The sequence below is a fragment of the Kocuria sp. KH4 genome, assembly GCF_053711175.1.
The window spans coordinates 133,844-155,371 of sequence record NZ_JBSJYX010000003.1; the positions used below are offsets into that span (position 1 = coordinate 133,844).

Here is a 21,528-nt window from a genome sequence, read left to right on the forward strand (position 1 = left end):
GTGCGCCGTCACAGCCGGGCGGTGTCTAGGGTGCGGAGGGTCTCCGCCAGGACGTGGACGCCGCGGCCGATGTCCGCGGCGTCGGTCCACTCCTCGGGGCAGTGGCTGCGGCCGTCGCGGGAGGGCACGAAGATCATCGCCATCGGCGCGAGCGAGGCCAGGTGCACGGCGTCGTGGGTCGCGCCGCTGGGCACGGGCCGCCAGGAGTAGCCCAGCTGCGCGGTCGTCGCCGCCACGAGGTCGTAGGCGCGCGGGTGGACGTCGACGATCTCGTTGTCCGAGGTCCAGTCGAAGTCCACGTCCACGCCGTATTCCCGGGAGGCGGCGAGGATCTGCTCGCCCAGGCGCCGCTTGGCCCCGGTCAGCCACGACCGGTCGATGCTGCGCAGCTCCCCGGAGACGTCCACCGCGCTGGGCACCACGTTGGGGGAGGAGGAGCGGTTGCGCACGTGCGTGGTGGTGGCGACGCCGGGGGCGCCGCACCCCTCGCTGCGCACGGCCAGGACGGCCTGGGCGGCGGCGACCATGGCGTCGTGCCGGTCCGCGACCGGGCGGGTGCCGGCGTGATCCTCGCGGCCGGCGAAGCGGGCGACGAAGCGCTCGATCCCACAGATCGAGGTGACCACGCCGATCTGCTCGCCCTCCTGCTCGAGGGCCGGTCCCTGCTCGATGTGGAGCTCCACGTACCCGTGCAGCGGCCCCGGGGCCGTGCGGGCGGGGTCCAGCAGGGTGGAGGGGTCGAGGCCGAAGGCCTCGTAGGCGCTGCCCAGCGACCGCCCGGCGGCGTTGCGCCGGTCCAGGTCGGTGGCGGTCAGCTCTCCCGCCATGGTCCGGCTGCCCAGGCAGCTGAGCCCGTACTCGTTGGACTCCTCGCCGAGGAAGTCGACGACGAGCAGGTCCCGGCTCAGCGGGGTGCCGGACGCGCGGATGCTGCGGGCGGCCTCGATCGCGCCGAGCACGCCGACCACCCCGTCGAACCGGCCTCCGCCGTCGACGGTGTCGGTGTGGGAGCCCGTCATCAGCGCCGGGGCGGAGGAGTTCGTGCCGGCCAGCCGGCCGACGAGGTTCCCGGCGGCATCCCGGTGGACCTCCAGGCCCGCCTCCCGCATCGTCGCGGCGACCCACTCGCGGGACTCCCGATAGGGCTCGCCGAAGACCTGCCGGGTCCAGCCCGGACGGTCCTCGGAGCGCAGCCGGGAGAGCCGATCGATCTGCTCCTCGACCCGCTGGGTCGCCTCCACCACGTCGAACGACATCCGGGTCCTCCCTCATCGGGGGTCTCGGCACGCCAGTGGGGCGGCGCCGCACCGGAGGCTCTCCGGCGGTGCCCGCTCCCGGCGGCGTGCCGGTGGGCGGCGGCTCCGACCGGTGTCGCACCGGTCGTGGTCCGCCGCGGTGGTGCCCGGCGGGACGTCCCGTCCGGCGGCCGCCGCGGAGGTGAGCCGTGCCACGAACGCTATGGGGTGGGGCGGGCCGGGTCAACGGTTTTCGCAATCGATTGCATTTTCGACGTCGAGGGAAGTGCGCTCGACGGCGGCGAAACTCAGGTGCTGGGAGACACGCCCGACCCGGCCGACGGCTCGGGTCCGCCGGTCGAGGCGCGCACGAGCAGTTCGACGGGCATGACCTGAGAGGTGGGCCGGCCGCCGGCCATGAGCTCGAGCAGGGCAGTGGCTGCGGCGGCACCGAGCTCCTGCATGGGACTGGCGACCGTCGTCAGGGGAACGGACATCACCCGGGCGAGAAAGACGTCGTTGAATCCGACCACGAAGACGTCCTCCCCGGGGCGGGCGCCGTGGCGCACGTACTCGCCCAGGACGCCGACGGCCGCGGCGTCGTTGACGGCGAAGATGCCCTGGGGAGGGCGGGGGAGCGCGAGCAGTCGCTCGGCCACCCCGAGCCCGTCCTCCGCGAAGAGGCCGCCGTGGAAGATCAGCTCCGGGTCGACTGCCCGGCCGGCGGCCCGGCAGGCGCCGAGGAAGCCGTCGACCCGGTGGATCAGGTTCTGGGCGTGGTCCATGGCGCCGTAGACGGCCAGCGGCCCCTCGACCCGCGCCAGGAGGTGCTCGGCGGCCATCCGCCCGCCCGCCCGGTCGTCGATGGTGATCGAGCGGTAGCCGCGCCGGGGCCGGTTGAAGAGGATGCAGGGAACCCCGGCGGCGCGCACGCGCGCCAGGAACGGGGAACCGATGACGGCGTCGCCGACCAGCACGCCGTCCACGCGGCGCTGGAGGGCGATCTGCAGCTTGGCCAGCTGCACCTCGGGGTCGTCGCCGGTGGCCAGCACGACGCACTGGTAGCCGGCGGCACCCAGGGTCTCCTCGATGCCCTCGCACATCAGCGCGAGCACCTCGTCCCGCAGCCGGGGGATGAAGACGGCGACGAGGCGGGTGAGGTTGGTCCGCAGCGCCGCCGCGGCGAGGTTGGGGCGGTAGTCGAGGGCGCGCGCGACCGCCCAGATCCGCCGGGCGCGCTCGGTCCGGGCGCCGTCCTCGCCCCGGCGGAGCGTGCGGGAGACCGTCGACGGGTCGACCTCGGCGGCGCGGGCGACGTCGGCCAGCGTCGGGTGCTTCGGCCCTCTGGAGCGCTGCGTGCTGGAGGTTCTCGGCACGCTCCGAGTGTAGGTGGTGAGCCGCCGGGGCGGCAGGCCGCCGTGCGGTCCGTGTGGCTGCCGGAGCAGCTCCGGGCCGCGCGGCCGGTGGCCTGCGGTCTCCCGCGTGCGCCGAGGTCAGGGCCGCCGGGGCAGACCCTCGCGGAAAGTCTCCTTCAACGCGGTCAGTTGAGCACCGTGCTCGGTGCCGTCCGTGTTCAGCACCGGCTGGTGCTCGGCGATCCACCGCTGCTCCAGCGCGTCCACCTCGTCCTTCGTCTGGCAGGCCGCCCAGCCGAGGAGCAGGTGCTCCTGCATCCACGCCGTGAGCCGCTGCTCCTGCACCTCAGCGAGCACCACCCGGCCCCGCCCGTCCACGGCCGCGCCCTCCCGCCAGGACGGGTCGCCCGGAAGCAGTGCGGCCAACAGCGTGCGCCGCAGCGCCGAGGACCGGGTGCGCCGCAGGTGCTGGCCCGCGATGCGCTGGTGCAGATTGCGGCGGGCTCGGCCGATGTACAGCAGCTCGGCCCGGCCGGAGGCGTGCACCAGTCGCGGCACCTCGGGCAGCTGCAGGAGACCCGCCGCCTCCGGGGTGGGGTGGCGGGCGGTGTCCAGCCACCAGGAGTAGACGCCGCGCTCCCGCCCCGGCTCAGCTTCCAGTGGGGCGCCGAGCGGGAGGTTGGCCAGACTGAAGTCGGCGGGTTGCGTGCTCACCCGGCACCACCTGCTGCGCCGTGCGCCGACGGCACGTGAGGACCAGGCCCCGGGACAAGCTTGTAGGGAACTCCTCCGAGCGCCTTGTTCACAAATGCAATCACAGCTTCGACTGTAGGGCCGACGGAGGACGACACGCCGTCGGTCACGCACGTCGATGCGACACGGCGCAGCGCCCTGACGTGTGCCGATCGGCCGGGACGGATGACGCCCGAACCACGGCACACCTCCCCTCACCTCTGCCGGTGGTGGAGGATCAGCAACCGCGCGTAGCCGTCCGTGAGGCGGTCGATGAGGTCGACCTTCAGGTACTCGTGCTCGGAGACCGGGCGCAGGGTGTGCAGGGAGGTGCCGTCGAACGCCACGGGAGCCGGCAGCTCACGCGGACCGCCGGGCGGCTCCACCTCCAGCCGCCACGCGCCGAGGTCCTTCTGCGGAGTGGCGTCGGGGCCCGGCGTACGCGCCCACAGCCGCCCGTCCGTGCCCACGACCAGGCCGCGGACGACGTGCCAGCCGTGGCCGCAGCGGACCCCGGAGAGCCCACGGCCGAGCAGGGGGTAGGACCGGGCGCCCCGGGGGAAGTGCACGAGCCGGGCCGGCTTCAGGCCCTCGGTGCGCAGGAGCTGGCTGGCCTCGACCCCGACCTTGCGCACCTCGGCCAGCGCCTGGTCCAGCTCGGCGGCCCGAGCATCGGCCTCCCGGGCATCGGCCTGCCGAACATCGGCCTCCCGGGCCTCGGCTCCGGAGCGGGCCCGGCCGTCCGCCGTCGGGCCGTCCGATCCCGTGGCCGCTGCCCGGGCACGCCGTTGGTCCTCGATGCTCATGTCCGTCCTTCGTCTGCGTGACCACGAGTCTAGGTGAGCCACCTCACGCGAGGGACGCTCCGGGCCCGCGAGCGCGTCATCCGGAGGCGGGAAGCCGGCGTTGCCCGGCCGTGGGGAAGCGCTGCCGTGCCGCGCTGATCAGCTCCGGCCGGACCTCGGCCACGGCGAGGGAGGGGCCGGTGCCCAGCTCGGCCACGGCCGCGCCCATCGGGTCGACCACGAGGGAGTGGCCGATCGAGATCGGCTCCGCCTGGCACGACCCGACGATGTAGGCCCCGTTCTCGATCGCCCGCGCCGTGGACAGGGCCTGCCACTGCCGCAGCTTGTGCTCCCCGGGCACCCACGCCGCGCAGCTCAGCAGCACCTGCGCCCCGGCGTCGGCCAGCGCCCGGGCCAGCTCCGGGAAGCGCAGGTCGTAGCAGGTCAGCAGGCCGAAGCGCAGCCCGTCGACGTCGAAGACCACCGGCTCCGGGGCGGGTGCCGCCTCGATGAACCGGGACTCCGCGTAGCCCTGGGCGTCGAAGAGGTGGATCTTGCGGTAGCGCGCCAGCAGCCGCCCGTCGGGGCCGTGGACCACCAGGGTGTTGTGCGCGCGACCGGGCACGGCGGAGGCCTCGACCACGCCCGCCACCACGGTCACGCGGTGGCGGGCGGCGAGGCGGGCCAGCTCGGCGCCCACGGGGCCCTCGAGCGGCTCGGCCACCTGGGGAAAGGTCTCGTCGACGGCCTTCTTCAGGTAGGTGGCGTACTCCGGCAGCACCACCATCCGGGCGCCGCGGGCGGCGGCGTCCTCGACCAGGCCCGCGATGGCGGCCAGGTTCGCACCCACGTCCGGGCCGGACCGGAGCTGTCCCACGGCGATCCGCATCGCGTCATGTCCTTCCGCAGCAGGGGGATCAGGCGACCTCGTGGGTCACCTGCTGCTCCGTGGCGGCCATCTCCGGCGGCGCGGCGCGGAAGCCGCGGGTGACCACGGCCAGGGCGATGATCCCACACACCAGCCAGACGGAGCCCAGCGTCAGGGCGTTCGCGTCGAGCTGGGACAGCAGGAAGGCGCACACGAGGGCGCCCCCGGCGGGCACCACCACGTAGCTCAGGACGTTGAGCCGGCGCCCGGCGCGGCGTTCGCGGACGAAGTGGAAGATCACGGCGAGGTTCACCAGGGTGAAGGCGGTGAACGCCCCGAAGTTGATGAACGAGGTGGACGTGGCCACGTCCAGGAAGATCGCGATCAGGCCCACGGCGCCGGTGATGACCAGGTTCAGGACCGGGGTGCGGAAGCGCGGGTCCAGCCGGCCGAACACGGCCTTCGGCAGCACGGCGTCCCGGCCCATGGCGTACAGCAGCCGGGAGGCGCTGGCCTGCGCGGCCAGGCCGGAGGCGAACTGCGCGACGACGAGGCCGGCGAGGAAGACCGCCCCGAACAGCTGACCGCCGATCTGCAGGGCAATCTGGGAGGCGGCGGAGGCGGTGTCCTCGAACGCGCCGCCGGGGTGCACCAGCTGCGTCACGTAGGAGACGACCACGAAGATGCCGCCGCCGATCAGGGCGATGAGCATGATCGCCCGCGGCATGTTCCTGCGCGGCTCGACCGCCTCCTCGGTGAGCGTGGTGACGGCGTCGAAGCCCAGGAAGGAGTACGCGGCGATGGCGGCGCCGGCCGTGACCATCCCGAGGTCGGAGCTGCTGCTGAGGAACGGCTCGGCGCTCACCAGTCCGCCCGGCCCGGCCGCGGAGGCCACGGAGCCGACCGACAGGACGACGAAGAACGCCAGGACGAGCAGCTGGAAGGCCATCAGCACGTAGTTGGCCTTGTCCGCGACCTTGATCCCGAGCACGTTGAGCACCGTGGTGATGACGACGAACCCGAGGATCCACGCGGCGAAGGGCACGCCGGGGAACTGGGCGTCCAGGTAGGAGGCGCCGATCAGCCAGATCACCATGGGCAGGAAGAGGTAGTCGAGCAGCACAGCCCAGCCGACCAGGAACCCGGCGCGGGAGTCGATGGAGCGGCGGACGTAGGTGTAGGCGGAGCCGGCCACGGGGTGGGCCGCGGCCATCCGCCCGTAGCTGTGCGCGGTCAGCAGCATCGCCGCCAGGGCCACGAGGTAGGCCGCCGGCGCGGCCCCGCCGGAGGTCTCGGCGATGACGCCGAAGATGCCCAGGACGATGATCGGGGTGAGGTAGGCCAGTCCGAAGAGGACCAGCGAGGGCAGCCGCAGCGTGCGGGTCAGGGTCGTCGTGTCCATGCTGGTGTCCTCAGGATGTGAAGGGTCGCGGGGTCCAGGTCGCCGGGTCCATCCGGCCCCCGTAGACGGGAAGTTCGATGGGGGTCTCGCCGGCGCGGAACTGGGACCACATGCGGTTGATCCCCTCCGTGCCGTCGGCGCGCACGCGCTCGACGTGCGTCAGGTCCAGGTCCGCCGCGAGCAGCTCCGGCCGGTCGTCGGCGGAGGACGCCAGGACCCGTCCCTCCGGGTCGACGATCAGGCTCTGCCCGGCACCCACGGGGCCGGCGCAGTTCACGCTGACCATGAACACCTGGTTGGTGATGGCGTTGGCCTGCGCCAGCACCACCTCCTGGCGGCGGTCCGGGGTGGTGGTCTTCACGACGTTGAGCACCACCTCGGCGCCCATCCAGGCCAGCTGGCGGGTGACCTCGGGGAACCACGCGTCGTAGCAGATGTTCAGCCCCAGCCGCCCCACGCCGTGGACGTCGACGGTGGTGAACCGGTCGCCGGGGTCGTAGGGCTCGTGCGGGCGCCACGGGAAGACCTTGCGGTAGTGGCCGGCGAGCTCGCCCTCGGGGGAGAGCACCAGCTGGGTGTTGAACAGCTGGCCCTCCGGGCCGCGCTCGCAGACGCTGCCGGGTACCAGCCAGATGCCGAGGTCCCCGGCCAGCTGCCGGAGCTCCCGGGTGCGGGGCCCGTCCAGCGGCTGGGCGCTGTCCTGCAGGGCCTCGGTGCGCTGCAGGTCGGGGTCCCCGTCGGCGAACAGGTGCAGCTCCGGGAAGACGACCAGCCGGGTGTCCGGGCGCGTCCGGAGGATGGCGCCGACCTCGTCGGCGAAGGCGGACACCGGTTCACCGATGAGGCGCGGGACGGCCTGGGCGGCGACCAGGGGAAGCGTGCGGTGCATGGGGAATCCGATCTGCTGATCCGGCGTGTGCCAGCTATATTAGATCTAACTGATCTATTTGGGGAAGGGGTGCGATGCCCGGCCGTACAGTGGACGGCGTGACCCACGACGACGCACCGGCGGACGCCCTCGGCACCGGGGTGCTCGGCGGTGTCGGGCGGCGCAACGCCATCGACGCCGTGCGCCTGCGGATCGGCATGGCGATCTCCCTGGGCATGCTCCGGCCCGGCGAACGGCTGCCGGACCAGGAGGAGGTCGCGCGCGGGCTCTCCGTCAGTCCGATGACCGCCCGGCGGGCGCTCATGAGCCTCGCCGACGACGGCGTGCTGGTCCGGCGGCGCGGTCGCAGCGGCGGGACCTTCGTCGCCGACCAGCCGTGCGCCGAGGCGCTGCGCCGGCTCGTCGTGCCCGGGGCGGAGACCGTGGAGGTGCACGGCCTGATCGACCGCCGCCTCCTCATGGAGTGCTCCCTGGCGCACTTCGCTGCGCTCCGCGCCACGGACGAGCACCTCCGGCACCTCGAGGAGCTCACCCGCCGGATGGCGGAGGCGCAGAGCTGGTCCGTCTACCATCAGGCCGACGACGCGTTCCACCGCGCGGTCGCCGAGGCCGCCGCCGTCGGCGGCGCCGCGGAGGAGTACCTCAGGGTGCTCGAGCAGCTCTACGGCTACTTCATCCCGTACCCGATCGACCAGCTGCACCTGTCCAACCACGACCACATCGGACTGGTCCGGGCCCTGGCCGCCCGGGACTGCCGGACAGCCGTGGACGTCACCCACCAGCACGTGGACCGCCTGCACCGCACCATGTTCGTCGGCCTGCTGGAGGCACGGCGGCCCGACGACGCGACCGGGCCCGCCTGACGCCGGGCGGCCCGGTCATCGTCGGCCGTCGTCCGGAGTCCTCGGAGCGGGTCCGCGCGGACCGGTCCACCCGGCGGCGGCCCGTCGCTCGGCGTTCCGGCCGAGGGGCCGGGTGTCCCGGCCCCTGACGTGCCGCTCCAGCGCCACCAGGACGGTGAGCAGGACCGCCGCCACCATCACCTGCCACTCGCCCTCGACCGCTCCGAGGCTCGCGGCGGCGTTCCACGAGGCGTGCTGGACGCCGATGGCCAGGACGCTGCCGCCCGTGTCCAGCAGGTGCATGCCCAGCAGGTACCGGTAGACGGGCACGAGCAGGAGGAGCAGCCCCAGGTCCCGGGCGGTCTCCCCGCTCCAGCCCCCGGCCAGGTACAGCGGCAGGTGGATCCCCGCGAAGGGCAGGCCGGTGAGCAGCGCGGCGACCAGCAGCCCGTGGCGGGCGGTGAGCCGGGACTGCAGGAACCCGCCCCACGCGGTCTCCTCCCACAGGTTGAGCACCAGGGCCCCGTAGACGAGGGTGCTGAACAGGTACCACCCGGCCTCCGCCGCCCAGCCGCTCGGCGGACTGCGGAGGGTGCCGGTGACCGCGGCCAGCGCCAGGGTGAGCACCGGCATGCCCAGCAGGACCACGGCCCAGCGTGCCGCGCCGAAGCGCCAGGCGAAGGCCCGGCCCAGCAACCGCCGGACCGCGCCCGGGCCGTCCGCCAGGCGGGTCACCAGCAGGGCCGAGCCCAGCAGCGCGACGAAGGTCATCACCAGCAGGAACGGCTCCACCGGAGCTCCGGTGAGCACCGGGACCGTCAGCGCCGCCCAGCCCAGGCCCAGGGCCAGGAGGAGGAAGACCGTCACCGGTCGGCGCCGGACCGGGGAACCGCTCCGGGATCGGCGGCCGGTGTCCCGGGGGCTCGGGGCGGACATGGCCATGGTGCTCCTCCCGGCCGGTGCATGCCGTCCGCACCGGGGGCGGGCGGTGATGACGGTCGTCATCGGCGCGCGCCTAGGTGCGTTCCTCTCACAGTGCGCGCCGGAGAATGCGGGAGCAAGGGGAGACGGCCGAGGAGGTCTTGTGTGTCACCGCCGGCCGACGATGATGGAGGGTGCACAGCCGCCCGCGGCTCGTCCGCAGCCCGTCCGGCCGATGCTGCGGCGGACCGGGGTCACCCCCGACGCCGGGCAGCCGATCGAGCGGGCGCCACGACGCACAGGAGGTCCCCGATGGCCCGCACCGTCTTCTACACCGCCACCACCCTGGACGGCTTCCTCGCCGACGAGCACGACTCCCTGGAGTGGCTGTTCCGGCAGGACTCCGACCCCGAGGGGCCCTACCGCTACGACGAGTTCATCGCCGGGATCGGGGCGGTCGTGATGGGACGCACCACCTACGAGTGGGTCCGCGCGCACCTGCACGCCTCCGGCGAGGACTGGCCCTACGCCATGCCCAGCTGGGTGGTGACCCACGCGCAGCTGCCGGGCATCCCCGGGGCGGACCTCCGCTTCGCCCAGGGGGAGGTGGCACCGATCCACGCCGCCCTCGCGGAGGCCGCCGGTGAGAAGGACATCTGGGTCGTCGGCGGCGGGGACCTGGCGGCCCAGTTCGCCGAGGCCGGGCTGCTGGACCAGCTGGTGGTCTCCGTCGCGCCGGTCACCCTCGGGGCCGGCCGGCCCCTGTTCCCCCGCCGGTTCGACCTGGAGCTGACGGACGTGGCCCGCAACCGCGCGTTCGTCTGCGCGACCTACGACGTGGTGGGCCCGATGGCGCCCGCGGGCGGCGGACCGGCCTCCTGACGGCCCCGGGGTCACATCTCGATCCGCCGCGCCTCCCGCAGGGTCGCGAAGCGCTCGGGGTTGGAGGTCAGCACGATCACCTGGGTCCGCTCCCCGGCGGTGGCGATGGCCGAGGCCAGCCGGCGCAGCCGCTGCGGGTCGGAGTGGCCCAGGGCGTCGTCGAGCAGCACCGGCACCCCGTCCTCCGGGTCCACCAGCAGGGCGGTGGCGAGCCGGATGAGGATCACCAGCTGCTCCTTGGCCCCGGTGGACAGCGCGGCGAAGGGCAGCCACTCGCCGTCGAGCCTGCGCTGCTCCACCTCCAGGGTGCCGCTGACCTCCACCTCGAACTCCGGGCCGTAGACGGCGCGGCCCAGCTGCTCCACCGCGGCGCGGAACGGCTGGACGTACTGGGCGTGGGCGCGCTCGCGGTGGGCCAGCAGGGTCCGCTCCAGCAGGAGGGCGGCCTCGGCCCGCCGCTCGAGGCCGGCCAGGTGGCGCCGGGCCGCCTCGAGCCGGGTCTCCGCCTGGTCGTGGACCAGCTGCACCCGGTCCCGGCCCATGCCGTCGAGCCTGCCCAGCAGGGAGCTGCGGCGGCCCTGCCGGTCGGCGAGCAGCCGCTCGAGCCCGGCGACCTGGTCGGCCACGAGCTGCCGGTCGGCGAGCACCCGCTCGGCGTCCAGGCCGGTCAGGGACGCCTCGTGCGCGTCGATCTCCTCCTGGACGGCGGCCAGCGCCTCGCCGGCCGCGGTGACGGCGCGGTCGAGGTCCTCGTCCGGCACCTCGCGGCGGGCCTCCTCGAGCCGGGCCCGGGCGGCGGTGCGGGCCCGCTCCTGCTCCAGCGCCGCGCCCTGCAGGGAGTGCAGCCGCGTCTGGGCCGTCTCCAGGGTCGCCCGGGCCGCCTGGGCGGCGGCCTCCGTGCGGCGGGCGGCGTCCTCGGCCTCGGTGAGGGTGTCCTCGGCGGCCTCCACCGCTGCCTGCGCCGCGTCGGCCGACGCCGGCAGCTCGCCGCCGCGCCGGTCGCCGTGCTGCTCGATCGCGGCCGCTAGGCGGTCCCGGTCGTCGCGCAGTCGGCTCTCGTCCTCGCCGTCGAGGAGCCGGTCGCGGTCGGCCTCGGCCTCGCGCACCTGCCGCTCCAGCTCCTGGGCGTCGCGCCACGCGGCCCGCGCCGCGGCGACCGATGCGACCCCGTGCCGCGCCAGCAGCGCGGTGAACGCCTCGGCGGCCTGCTGCGCGGCGTCCCGGCGGGTCTCGATGCCCTGCTCCGGGGAGATCCGCACCCGCCACTCGCCGGGGATCCCGACCTCGACCTCGCCGGTGACCGGGGCCGACCACGGCTCCTCGGGGCGGACCTCCTCCGTGGCGCCGCAGCGCTCGATGCGCCGCGCGTGCCCGATCGCGGTCAGCTCCACCCGGGCGCTGCCGGCGGCCAGCTCCGCCTCGGCCCGCTCCGCGGCGCGCTGGGCCCGGTCCAGCGCGTCCAGGACGTCCTCGTCGATCTCGGTGGCGGGCCGGGACTGCAGCTCGGCCAGCCGGGCGCGGACGGCCTCGAGCGAGTCCAGGATGGAGCCGGCGCGGCGGTGGCGCTCGACGTCCTCGAGGTGCTTCTGAATCTCGCGCGCGGCCCGGTGGGCGGTCCGGGCCTCCTGCACCGCGGCCTGTGCCGCGGTGCGGCGCTGCTCGGTCTCCGCGGCGTGCTCGCGCACCGGCGCGAGGTTCTCCTCGCAGGCGCGCAGGTCTTCGGCGAGCGCGGCGTTGCGCTCCTCGTCGGCGGCGAGGGCGGCCGCGAGCTCCGTGCGGCGGGTCGCGCGCTCGAGGGCGCGGTCGAGCTCGCCCTGGGCGGCGTCCCGGCGGCGCCGGGCCTCCTGCTGCTGCCGCTGGACGGCCTCGACCTGCTCGGCGGCCCGGTCCAGCTCCGCCCGCTCGGCCCGGGCGGCGGCGAGCTTGCGTCCGGAGTCGGCGATCTCCTCGGTGAGCTCCGCCAGCTCGTCCTCGACCACCGCGATGCCGCGCAGCTCCTCCGCGGCGTCCGCGGCGGCGGTCTCGGCGTCCCGGCAGTCGGTCTCGGCCTGGACGAACCCGGCGTTCCGCTTCCGCGTGGCGGTCCAGTACCGGTCGCACTCCGCGCCCACCCGCTCCAGCAGGGTGGTGACCTCGCGGTCGTCGCCCGGGGCCTCGCCGGCGCGGGACTCCAGGGCCCGGCGCAGCGCGGCACTGTCGGTCAGGGCGTTCTGGTCCAGGCCGCTGGCCTGGAGGTAGCGCAGCGCCTGCCACAGGGTGGTGTCGGCGGTGGCCCACAGCTGCTCGGCGGCGTCGTGCGCCTCGCGGCCGGTGACCGTGCGCCCGGCCGCGGCCCCCGAGACGTGGCGCAGGGTCGTGGTCGGCCGCTTGAGCCACTGCTTGGTGTAGACCACCCGGGTCGGCCCGATCGAGAACTCCGCCTCCACGAGCACGGGCACGTCCCGGCCGGCGGGCTTCGCCTCGAGGATCGTGCGCTTCCGGCTGCTGTCCGGCAGGGCGATCAGCGCGTCCAGGGCGTCGATCATGGAGGTCTTGCCGATCTCGTTGCGGCCGGTGACCACCACGACCCCGGCGTCGGGGAACTCGACCTCGCGGGCGGTCACGCCGCGGAAGTTCTCCAGCTTGAGGCGGTGCAGCTTCATCGGGTCGCTCCTCCCACGAGGCGGTACAGGAGGCGCAGCGCGTCACCGGCGGCGGGGGCGTCCTCGGCGTCGGAGGCGGCCTTCCCGCGCAGTTCGGCGACGGCGTCCGCGGCGTAGCCGCCGACGTCGAGGTCCTCGAACTCGTGCTCGTCCGGGACGACCACCAGGTCGGTGTGCCGCTCCCACGCGTTGAGGCTCGCGAAGACCTCCGCCTGCTGCGCGAGCAGGCCCTCCAGCGCCGCGGAGGCGGACAGGCTCAGGGTGCCGGTGAACACGGTCTGCAGGATGATCCGCTCCTTGGGCGTGAGCGCGGCCAGCTCGGCCCGCAGGGCGTCGACGTCCTCCGGCCCGTCGAGCCGGCGCTGCAGGCGCAGGTGCTCCCACCGGCCCACCTCGTGCGCGGTGACCCGCGCGCCGTCGTTGTCCAGGGCGACCTCCAGGACCTGGCCGCGGCCGTGCTCGCGGAAGCTCGTGGACTCGTGGGTGCCGGAGTAGTGGATAGCGCCGCGGCCGTCCTCGGGCCAGCGGATGTGCCGGTCGCCCAGGGCCACGTAGTGGATCGCCCCGCGGGCCAGCGCCTCGTCCAGGGGCGCCCGGCGCACGGTGGTGAGGGAGGTCCGGTCCGGGTCCAGCTCGTCGAGCATGCCGTGGCCCACCACGACGCGCAGCGTGCCGTCCGCCGCCAGGCCCTCCAGGGCCGGGGCGACCGGGTCCGTGTCGGGCCGCTTGCTGCGCCAGGGGGCGGCCACCAGCTCCACGCCCTCGGCGGCGGGCCACGGACCGGTGCCGTCCAGGAGCACGACGTTGTCCGGTGTGAGCTGCTGGAAGGCATCCTGGGCGTAGATCGAGCCCGGTCCCAGGGGGTCGTGGTTGCCGGGCAGCAGGTACACCGGCAGCTGCACGGCACCCATGGCGTCCAGGGCGCGGCCGACGTCCCGGCGGCTCAGGTTGGCGTGCTCGAAGACGTCGCCGGCCACCACCACGAACGCGCAGCCCCGCTCCCCGGCCAGCTCCCCGATCCGGCGGATCGTCTCCACGCGGTCGCCCGTGTACCGGGACTGGGCCTCGCCCTCGAGGTAGTGCCGGGTCATGCCCAGCTGCCAGTCGCTCGTGTGGAGGAAGCGGGTGCTCGTCATCGAAGCTCCTCGGTGGGTGGCCGGTGTGCTGCCCCGGGGTGCGGGTCCTCTGCCACGCTAGCGGGACCGGCGGACACCGCACGCGCGGCACCCCGGCATGTGCTTGAGTGGGGCCATGGTGCGCACCAGTGCGAGCGATCTGTGGCCGGCCGTCCACGCCGAGCGGGCGGCCCTGGCCGAGGACCTGGCCGGCCTCGACGAGGACCGGTGGGCGCAGCAGTCCCTGTGCGGGCGCTGGTCGGTGGAGGAGGTCGTCGCCCACCTCACCGCGGCCGCGAGCCTCGGCCGGCTCCGGTGGATCCGGAGCATGCTGGGCGCCCGGTTCGACGCCGACCGGCACAACCAGCGCCGGCTGGCCGAGCACCGGGGCGCCACCCCCGCCGAGACGCTGCGCCGGTTCGAGGCCGTGATCGGCAGCAGGACGGCACCCACCGGGGACACCGCGGCGTGGCTGGGCGAGGTCGTCGTGCACGCCCAGGACATCCGCCGCCCGCTCGGCCTGCCCCGCACCCCACCGGTCGGCACGGTGACCGAGGTGGCGCGGTTCTTCGCGAGCCGGGACTTCGCCGTGGCCAGCCGCAGCGCGGCCGAAGGGCTGCACCTGGTGGCGACCGACGGCCCGTTCGAGACCGGCTCCGGCCCGGGAGTCCGCGGGACCACGCTGGCGCTCACCCTGGCGATGGCCGGCCGCGCCGCGTACTGCGACGACCTGACGGGGGAGGGCGTCCCGCTCCTGCGGTCCCGCTGCACTCCCGCCTGAGAGAGTGGGGGAGGACCGGCTCCGGACCGGCCCCGCACGCCAGCACCCACCCGAGCAGAGGAGACACCGTGTCCGAGACCATCGCCGGCATCACCGTTCCCGATTCGCCCCTCGCCCGCGAGACCACCGAGCTGGTCCGCCGGGCCGCCGACGAGAACCTGTTCCACCACTCCCGCCGGGTCTTCCTCTTCGGCATGCTCAAGTCCGCCGCCCGCGGGATCGAGGTGGACCCGGAGCTCGCCTACGTCGGGGCGATGTTCCACGACCTCGGCCTCACCGACGACTACCGCACCCGGGACCGGCGCTTCGAGATCGACGGCGCCGCCGCGGCCGAGGTGTTCCTGCGCGACCACGGCCGCTCCGCGGCGGAGGCCCGCACCGTGTGGCTGGCGATCGCCCTGCACACCACGCCGGAGGTTCCGCTGCACCTGGAGCCCGAGGTCGCCGTGGTCACCCTCGGCGTCGAGACCGACGTGCTGGGCCTGGACCTGGAGCAGATCGCCGAGGAGCACCGCGCCGAGGTCGTCGCCGCGCACCCCCGCCCCGACTTCAAGAACCGGATCCTCCGCGCGTTCTACGACGGCATGGCCGACCGTCCCGGGACCACCTTCGGCACCATGAACGACGACGTGCTCGCCCATTTCGACCCCGACTTCCACCGGGAGGACTTCGTGCGCGTCATCCAGGGCAACGCCTGGCCCGAGTGAGTCCGGCCGGACGGCGTCGGGCGCACTAGAACGGCGTCCCCCAATCAGGGGACTCATTTCCTCCGCCGGGCAGGAGCGCCGAGGTTGAGTGCTGTGCCGAGGACGATGTTGTGGCTGGCCACGGCCCTTCTTCGGGCCTTTTCAGCCCGGTTGCATTGACACACCATCACCCTTCTTATGATGAATGTGCACTGAATCACATGCATCCACCTGTGGAGGAATCGCGATGAAGAAGACTGCAGCAGTACTGGCCGCCATGGCCGCCGCCGGGTTCACCGGATTGTCGATGGCGCCGGCCTCGGCTCAGATGTTCCAGAACTGCACGGCCGCCAACAACGCCGGCTACTACAACATCCCGGCGTCGTCCGCGGCCTACAGTCCCGATCTCGACCGCAACCGGGACGGCGTCGCTTGCGAGGGTGGTGGCACGTCGGTCTACCTCTTCCCGACGCCCGACACCCCGGTCGCACCGGATCCCACCAATGTCGTGCAGGACGGCGTCGTGCAGAACCCGGCCGTCTTCGACAACTGCACCGAGGCCCGGGCCGCCGGCCGGGTCAACATCCCCGTCGGTGACCCCGCGTACGGCCTGCACCTCGACGCCGACCGCGACGGCTTCGGCTGTGACGCCGACGGCACCGACGACGGCGTGCAGTACCAGGAGATCATCGACTGGGTGCCGGAAGACTGGAACGACGGCGGCCAGGGCTACGACCAGGTCGGTCAGGTGCCGGTCGGTGGCGCCGACACCGGCGTCGAGAACGAGTCCGCCGCGCCCGGTCTCGCGCTCGCGGGCGGTCTGACCCTGGCGGCAGCGGCCGGAGTGACCGTCGCGGCCCGCCGCCGCGCCGTCCGCGCGTGAGGCGCGGCAGGCCGACAATCCGGGGACAAGCGTGACGGGATAGGTTCGTGTCCGTGCTGACCCTCTTCCGCGACCGTCGCGGCGGCTTCCCGGCCGCTGCGGCGGTCGCCGCCCTGCTGCTCACCGGCTGCGCCCAGGAGTCCCCGGGCGATTCGGCAGCGGACGCGGCAGGCCCGTCGTCGCAGTCCGCCCCCTCCACGACGACGAGACCGTCCGTGGGCCCCACCGGCCCGGCGACCGTGCCAGCAGACGACCCCACGCCCCTGCAGGAGTCGGCGCCGGTCTCCGTGCGCATCCCCGCCCTCGGCACCGCATCCCAGCTGCTGCACCTGGGCCTGCGCGAGGATCGCACGCTGGAGGTACCGCCCGGCGAGCCGGGCTCGCCCGCGTCCTGGTACGACCAGTCGCCCACCCCCGGAGAGCAGGGGCCTGCTGTCCTCCTCGGCCACGTCAATGCGACCGACGGCGGCCCCGGCGTCTTCGCCGGACTTCGCGACCTGGCGCCGGGGGACACCGTCGAGGTGGCGCGAGAGGACGGCTCGACGGCGGTGTTCACCGTGGACCGGGCCGAGCAGTACTCCAAGGACAGCTTCGACACCCAGGCGGTCTACGGGAACACCGAGCGGCCCGAGCTGCGGCTGATCACCTGCGACGGCTACAACGCCTTCACCGGCGAGTTCGACGACAACTTCGTCGTCTTCGCCACCCTCGTCGGCTGAACCGCTCCCTTCGCCGCGTGCAACGCTCGACTCGGCCCGCGCGGCCGCCGTCTCCCGGTCCAGCTGCAGCTCAAGGCCAGGATGGAGGGTCGTCCCATGCCGGTCTTCGAACTCGAGGAGTCCCACCACCCCCGGTGACGCCGGCGGCTCCGCGGGCGGACCGCACGGAGGCCCGGGACGGCGGCGACGAGGACGGCGCCCCACCCCGGGTCCCGGGGCGGTACGCTGAGCCCACCCAATTCACAAGATTCACACGATTCACCGAGATACACAGGGGGCGCTGTGGACAACCCGTTCCGGCCCACCGCCGGGGCCTCCCCGCACGAGCTCGTCGGCCGGGCCGGGGTGCTGGACGAGTTCGCCTACGGGCTGCGCCTGCGCTCCGGGGCGCCCGGGCTGCTCACCATCTTCACGGGCGCCCGGGGCGTGGGCAAGACCGTGATGCTGGGCGCGGCCGAGGACCTGGCCCGCGCCCAGGGCTGGGCCGTGGTCTCCGAGACGGCCACGAAGGGCTTCCTGGACCGCATCGGCCACGCCATGCGCCGGCTGGCCGAGGAGCTCGGCGGCGGGCCCCAGGGCCGGCGGCTCACCGCCGTCACCGCGGCGGGCTTCGGCTTCACCACCCAGCTGCCGCCCCGGGAGCAGCTCGAGTGGCGGGAGGAGGGCCTGCGCCTGCTGCACCTGCTGGAGGAGCAGCGGACCGGCCTGGTCATCACCGTGGACGAGATCCACGCCGCCGACCGGCAGGAGATCGCCCAGCTGGCCGCGGACGTGCAGCACTTCATCCGCGCGGACCTGCCCGTGGCCCTGCTCTTCGCCGGCCTGCCCGCGGCGGTCTCGGACCTGCTCAACGAGGGCGTGGCCACGTTCCTGCGCCGTGCGGACCGGATCGACCTGCACGCCGCCGCCCTGGACGAGGTCCGGCGCTCCTACGCGGACACCTTCGCGGCCGGCGGGTTCCCGCTCGCGGAGGACCAGGCGCGCCGTGCCGCCGAGGCCACCGGCGGCTACCCCTTCCTGATCCAGCTGGTGGGGTACTTCCTGTGGCAGGAGGCCGAGAAGGTCTCGCCCGTGCTCACCGACGCGATGGTGGACCAGGCGGTCGCCGCCGCCCGCCGCCGGAACGAGCGCGTGGTCATCGAGGCGGCGCTCGCCACGGCCTCCCCGCGGGACCTGGACGTCCTGCGTGCCATGGCCGAGGACGACGGGCCGTCCACCGCCGGGGACATCGGCGCGCGGATCGGGGCCCGGCCGAACACCGTGGGCAACTACCGGACCCGGCTGATCGACGCCGGGCTGATCGAACCGGCCGGCTACGGGCTGGTCCGCTTCGCCATCCCCGGCCTCCGGGAGCACCTGCGCCGGGGCCGCGAGTAGATCTCGAACGCCCGGCCCGGTGTCCTCGCCCGAGCGGCGCGGCGCCGCCCCGGTGCCGGAGCTCGACCAGCGGCGCCTGCGGGTCCCGCCCGGCGGAACGCCGGGCGGTCACTCCTGGATCCGTCGCGCCTGCTCGTCCCAGGCGGCGTGGGCGTCCCGGTTCTCGGCGGGGGAGTAGGTCCGGCGCAGCGCCCGCAGCGCGGCGTTGCGCTGCCGGGCCAGGGACTCCGCGGCCGCCCGGGTCGCGGCGTCCTCGCGGGCCCGCGCGCGGGCGGCGGTCACGGCGTCCATGATGGCCTCCACGCCCAGGGCGCCGCCCTCCAGGTAGGCGGTGCGGACCTGCCGGTCCGGGTGGTAGAGGTACCGGTCGTCGAGCTGGCCGAGGCGGGTGTCGAACTCGTCGTCGGTGCGGTCGGAGATCATGGCCACCGTGCGGTCCAGGCCGGTGTCCACCTGCTCGAGCAGGTGGTGCACCCGGGCGCTGGTGCGCAGCGACCACAGCGCCCGCCCGTGCTGCCGCAGCCGGTCCGCGTCCCAGTCGGCCTGCGGGACCACGGCGAGCGTCCCGGCCAGGAGGCGGGGGTCCCGGTTGCCGTCCTGCGGGGGCAGGGAGCGCAGGTGCCAGGAGATCCACGCCGTGCGCATGGCGGAGGCCCCGGCCTCCCGGGCCTCCTCCACCGGCTGCTGCCCGGTCCGGCGGCTCACCACCGGCGGCGGGTCGGCCCCGCTGCCCGGGCCCCCGGCGTCCTGTGCCTCGCGGAGCCGGCTCCGGATGAAGCTCGCGCTCGACCACACGAGCAGGCCGAGCAGTGCGAGGGCGATGACGACCACTCCGCCGAGGAGCAGGAAGCGGAACAGGCCGAGGAGGACGAGCACGGCGAGCAGGACGAACCAGCCGATCGCACTGCTGCTGCCCTGGGTGTTCTTCATGGTGGGTCCCCCCGAGAACCACGAGCCCTGGGCCCCCAGTGTAGTCGTCGCCGGCGCCGGGAGCCCGGCGCGGTGGCCCGGCAGCCGGACGGTGACGGCGGGGTCAGCGGATGGTGTAGCCGCCGTCGACGGTGAGGGTGTGCCCGGTGATCAGGGAGGCGGCGTCGCTGAGCAGGAAGGCCACGGCGGCGGCGACCTCCTCGGGCTCGCCGAACCGGCCGGCCGGGATGCGGGCGAGCAGCTCCGCCGCCCAGTCCGGGCGGTCCAGGGTCGAGGCGGTCAGCTCGGTGCGCACGAAGGTGGGGGCCACCGCGTTGACGCGGATGCCGTCGCGGGCCCACTCCAGGGCCAGGACCTTCGTCAGGTGGATCAGTCCGGCCTTGCTGGCCCCGTAGGCGGCCCGCTCCTCGATGGCCACCAGCCCGGCCTGGGAGGCGACGTTGACGACCGATCCGCCGCGCCCGTCGGCCAGCCAGCGCCGGGCCACGGCGGTGGTGAGGAAGAAGCTGCCCCTGAGGTTGGCGTCCAGGACGGTGTCCCAGTCCTCGACCGTGACGTCGACCGCGCGCCGGGGGACGTTGACCCCGGCGTTGTTGACCAGCAGGTCGATCCCGCCGGCGTCCTCCAGCGCGTCGACGAACCCGGGGAAGGACCCGACGTCCCCGAGGTCCAGCTGCAGCGGCGCGGTGCCGTAGCGCTCGGCGATCCGGCGGGCGGCCTCGGCGTCGCGGCTGGTGCCGTGCACCTCCGCCCCCAGCTCGGCGAGGGCGTCGGCGACGGCCCGGCCGAGACCGCGTCCGGCGCCGGTCACCAGGGCGCGGTGGCCGTCGAGGCGGCAGCCGGCTGTCATCGCCGGTGCTCCCGGGCCGGGGCGGGGCCGGGCACCGGCAGGAGGAGCAGGGGTGCTGTGCGTCGCGGCATGGGGCCAACCTATCCGTGGGTGCGGTGCTGCGGAACGGTGGCCGGGCGGAACCCGCCCGGCTACCGAGGACCTCGGTGTCCTCCGGGGACTACGCGGAGCGCTCCCGGCCGACGGCGGCGAGGTCGACGTCCTTGGTCTCCGGGGCGAAGGAGATGGAGAGCATGGCGACGGCGGTGCTGGCGATGATGATGGCCACGACCATGCCGGTGCCCCCGGTCCACAGGACGATGGCCCCGGCCAGGGCGGGCATGAACCCGGCCAGCAGGATCGAGGCCATCTGGTAGCCCACCGAGATGCCGGAGTACCGCACCGAGGTGGGGAACATCTCGCAGTACAGCGCCGGCAGCGGCGCGTACACGAGGGCGTGGCCCAGGGCCAGGAACAGCGCCACGCCCAGGATGATCGCCCACTGCTGGCCGGTCTGGACCAGGGCGAAGATCGGCCAGGCGGTGACGATGATCGCGACCCCGCCCAGGAGGAAGGTCTTCTTGCGGCCGATGCTGTCGGAGAGCCGGCCGAAGACGGGGATCATCACGATGTTCAGGGCCGACCCGATCATCACGGCCACCAGCCCGTACTGGCGCGGCACGCCCAGGGTCGTGGTGACGTAGGAGAGCACGAAGACCGTGAAGAGGTAGTAGTTGCCGGCCTCGGCGAAGCGGCCGAAGATCGCGATCAGCAGGGGCCTGCGGTGGTGCTTGAACAGCACCTTGAGCGGGGCCTTGCTCTGCTGCTCCTTCTCCTCGAGCCTCTCCAGGCGCATCTTCTCGGCCAGGAACTCGGGGCTCTCCGTGGCGTTGAGACGGATGTAGAGCCCGACGGCGGCGAGCACGATCGCGAGCAGGAACGGCAGGCGCCAGCCCCAGGTCTCGAAGGCGTCCCCGGAGATCGCCGCGGAGGCGGTGACGGCCGCGGTGCCCAGCAGAAGCCCGCAGGAGACCCCGATCTGGGGCCAGGAGCCGTAGAACCCGCGGCGGCCCTCCGGGGCGTTCTCGACGGCGATGATCGCCGCCCCGCCCCACTCCCCGCCCACGGCGAAGCCCTGGGCCAGGCGCAGCACGCACAGCAGGATCGGGGCGAGCATCCCGACCTGCTCGTAGGTGGGCAGCAGGCCGATCGCGGCGGTGGCCACGGTCATGATGGAGAAGGTGAGGATCAGGGTGGCCTTGCGCCCGATCCGGTCGCCGAGGTGCCCGGCCACGAAGGCGCCGACGGGCCGGGCGACGAAGCCCACCCGAAGGTGGCCAGGGCGGCGATCTGGGAGATGCCCGGCTCCATCGCCGGGAAGAACAGCGGGCCGAAGACCAGGGCGGCGGCGGTGGCGTAGACGGTGTACTCGTACCACTCGACGATCGCGCCGATCGTGCCCGAGTAGAGGCTCCGGCGCCGGACCTGGTCAGGGGTCATGGAGGTGACTGCAGCAGTAGCCATGGAAGGCTCCGTTCAGGGTGACGGTGGTCGCGGTGCGACACATCGGGGACGAAGCGGCGCCCGGCCCCCCACGGCTCACGGCGGAGGCGCGGAGGGACGGCGGGGCCTGGCCCGGGTGCCCGGGCCGGTGG

Annotated in this window: 21 protein-coding genes; 7 read left to right on the plus strand and 14 right to left on the minus strand. The window is 74.3% G+C overall.

Translation table 11 applies throughout. The features are described from left to right. Positions 1-8 precede the first annotated feature (8 nt). From ACWCOM_RS03925 to ACWCOM_RS03955, 7 genes are all read right to left on the minus strand, one after another. Positions 9-1,256: a M20 family metallo-hydrolase gene (locus ACWCOM_RS03925; RefSeq protein WP_454547431.1), complete on the minus strand. Its 1,248-nt coding sequence runs from the start codon at positions 1,254-1,256 to the stop codon at positions 9-11. 287 nt (positions 1,257-1,543) lie between these two features. Beyond that, the gene (locus tag ACWCOM_RS03930; RefSeq protein ID WP_454547432.1) at positions 1,544-2,611 is read right to left on the minus strand and encodes a LacI family DNA-binding transcriptional regulator; all 1,068 of its coding nucleotides are present in this window, start codon (positions 2,609-2,611) and stop codon (positions 1,544-1,546) included. Between the two features lie 117 nt (positions 2,612-2,728). Further along, positions 2,729-3,304, minus strand: a complete 576-nt coding sequence (locus ACWCOM_RS03935) for a GIY-YIG nuclease family protein (RefSeq protein WP_454547433.1) — start codon at positions 3,302-3,304, stop codon at positions 2,729-2,731. Between the two features lie 233 nt (positions 3,305-3,537). Beyond that, positions 3,538-4,128, minus strand: coding sequence for a hypothetical protein (locus ACWCOM_RS03940; RefSeq protein ID WP_454547434.1), 591 nt, complete (start codon positions 4,126-4,128; stop codon positions 3,538-3,540). A gap of 76 nt (positions 4,129-4,204) precedes the next feature. After that, positions 4,205-4,996 (minus strand): carbon-nitrogen hydrolase family protein, encoded by a 792-nt coding sequence (locus tag ACWCOM_RS03945; RefSeq protein WP_454547435.1) that lies wholly within the window; start codon positions 4,994-4,996, stop codon positions 4,205-4,207. Between the two features lie 28 nt (positions 4,997-5,024). Beyond that, positions 5,025-6,377, minus strand: coding sequence for an APC family permease (locus ACWCOM_RS03950; RefSeq protein WP_454547436.1), 1,353 nt, complete (start codon positions 6,375-6,377; stop codon positions 5,025-5,027). A 10-nt stretch (positions 6,378-6,387) separates the two neighbouring features. Further along, entirely contained in the window at positions 6,388-7,266 is an 879-nt protein-coding gene (locus ACWCOM_RS03955; protein ID WP_454547437.1) for a carbon-nitrogen hydrolase family protein, read from the minus strand. A 98-nt stretch (positions 7,267-7,364) separates the two neighbouring features. Here ACWCOM_RS03955 and ACWCOM_RS03960 point away from each other — a divergent pair, with 98 nt between their 5' ends. After that, positions 7,365-8,129, plus strand: a complete 765-nt coding sequence (locus ACWCOM_RS03960) for a FadR/GntR family transcriptional regulator (RefSeq protein ID WP_454547438.1) — start codon at positions 7,365-7,367, stop codon at positions 8,127-8,129. Positions 8,130-8,144: 15 nt separating this feature from the next. Here ACWCOM_RS03960 and ACWCOM_RS03965 read toward each other — a convergent pair whose 3' ends face one another. Further along, entirely contained in the window at positions 8,145-9,050 is a 906-nt protein-coding gene (locus ACWCOM_RS03965) for a CPBP family intramembrane glutamic endopeptidase (RefSeq protein WP_454547439.1), read from the minus strand. A gap of 291 nt (positions 9,051-9,341) precedes the next feature. On the opposite strand from ACWCOM_RS03965, the gene ACWCOM_RS03970 reads away from it, so the two are divergent. After that, the gene (locus tag ACWCOM_RS03970; protein ID WP_454547440.1) at positions 9,342-9,911 is read left to right on the plus strand and encodes a dihydrofolate reductase family protein; all 570 of its coding nucleotides are present in this window, start codon (positions 9,342-9,344) and stop codon (positions 9,909-9,911) included. Between the two features lie 11 nt (positions 9,912-9,922). Here the strand turns inward: ACWCOM_RS03970 and ACWCOM_RS03975 are convergent, their stop codons facing one another. Together ACWCOM_RS03975 and ACWCOM_RS03980 are read right to left on the minus strand one after the other, a co-directional pair. Next, a complete protein-coding gene (locus ACWCOM_RS03975; protein ID WP_454547441.1) occupies positions 9,923-12,553 on the minus strand; it encodes an AAA family ATPase in 2,631 nt (876 codons plus the stop codon). Further along, complete coding sequence (locus ACWCOM_RS03980) at positions 12,550-13,689, minus strand: metallophosphoesterase family protein (protein ID WP_454547442.1); 1,140 nt, start codon at positions 13,687-13,689, stop codon at positions 12,550-12,552. The genes ACWCOM_RS03975 and ACWCOM_RS03980 overlap by 4 nt, the downstream gene beginning before the upstream one ends. Positions 13,690-13,804: 115 nt before the next feature. On the opposite strand from ACWCOM_RS03980, the gene ACWCOM_RS03985 reads away from it, so the two are divergent. The 5 genes from ACWCOM_RS03985 to ACWCOM_RS04005 all read left to right on the plus strand — a co-directional run bounded on the left by ACWCOM_RS03985 (position 13,805) and on the right by ACWCOM_RS04005 (position 18,114). Next, positions 13,805-14,449, plus strand: a complete 645-nt coding sequence (locus tag ACWCOM_RS03985) for a maleylpyruvate isomerase family mycothiol-dependent enzyme (RefSeq protein WP_454547443.1) — start codon at positions 13,805-13,807, stop codon at positions 14,447-14,449. Positions 14,450-14,517: 68 nt separating this feature from the next. Continuing rightward, complete coding sequence (locus ACWCOM_RS03990; RefSeq protein ID WP_454547444.1) at positions 14,518-15,156, plus strand: HD domain-containing protein; 639 nt, start codon at positions 14,518-14,520, stop codon at positions 15,154-15,156. Between the two features lie 226 nt (positions 15,157-15,382). Further along, the gene (locus ACWCOM_RS03995; RefSeq protein WP_454547445.1) at positions 15,383-16,018 is read left to right on the plus strand and encodes an excalibur calcium-binding domain-containing protein; all 636 of its coding nucleotides are present in this window, start codon (positions 15,383-15,385) and stop codon (positions 16,016-16,018) included. A gap of 53 nt (positions 16,019-16,071) precedes the next feature. Next, on the plus strand, positions 16,072-16,737 hold the full coding sequence (locus tag ACWCOM_RS04000; protein WP_454547446.1) for a class F sortase: 666 nt from the start codon (positions 16,072-16,074) through the stop codon (positions 16,735-16,737). 282 nt (positions 16,738-17,019) lie between these two features. Further along, positions 17,020-18,114 (plus strand): AAA family ATPase, encoded by a 1,095-nt coding sequence (locus ACWCOM_RS04005; protein WP_454547447.1) that lies wholly within the window; start codon positions 17,020-17,022, stop codon positions 18,112-18,114. A gap of 108 nt (positions 18,115-18,222) precedes the next feature. Here the strand turns inward: ACWCOM_RS04005 and ACWCOM_RS04010 are convergent, their stop codons facing one another. The 4 genes from ACWCOM_RS04010 to ACWCOM_RS04025 form a co-directional block, all read right to left on the minus strand. Beyond that, positions 18,223-19,044, minus strand: coding sequence for a hypothetical protein (locus ACWCOM_RS04010; protein ID WP_454547448.1), 822 nt, complete (start codon positions 19,042-19,044; stop codon positions 18,223-18,225). 103 nt (positions 19,045-19,147) lie between these two features. Further along, positions 19,148-19,894, minus strand: coding sequence for an SDR family NAD(P)-dependent oxidoreductase (locus ACWCOM_RS04015; protein WP_454547449.1), 747 nt, complete (start codon positions 19,892-19,894; stop codon positions 19,148-19,150). A 160-nt stretch (positions 19,895-20,054) separates the two neighbouring features. Next, a complete protein-coding gene (locus tag ACWCOM_RS04020) occupies positions 20,055-21,200 on the minus strand; it encodes an MFS transporter (RefSeq protein ID WP_454547450.1) in 1,146 nt (381 codons plus the stop codon). Continuing rightward, positions 21,122-21,397 carry a hypothetical protein gene (locus ACWCOM_RS04025; RefSeq protein ID WP_454547451.1) on the minus strand — a complete coding sequence of 92 codons (276 nt, stop codon included), beginning with the start codon at positions 21,395-21,397 and terminating at the stop codon, positions 21,122-21,124. Before ACWCOM_RS04025 ends, ACWCOM_RS04020 begins: the two co-directional genes overlap by 79 nt. Positions 21,398-21,528 lie beyond the last annotated feature (131 nt).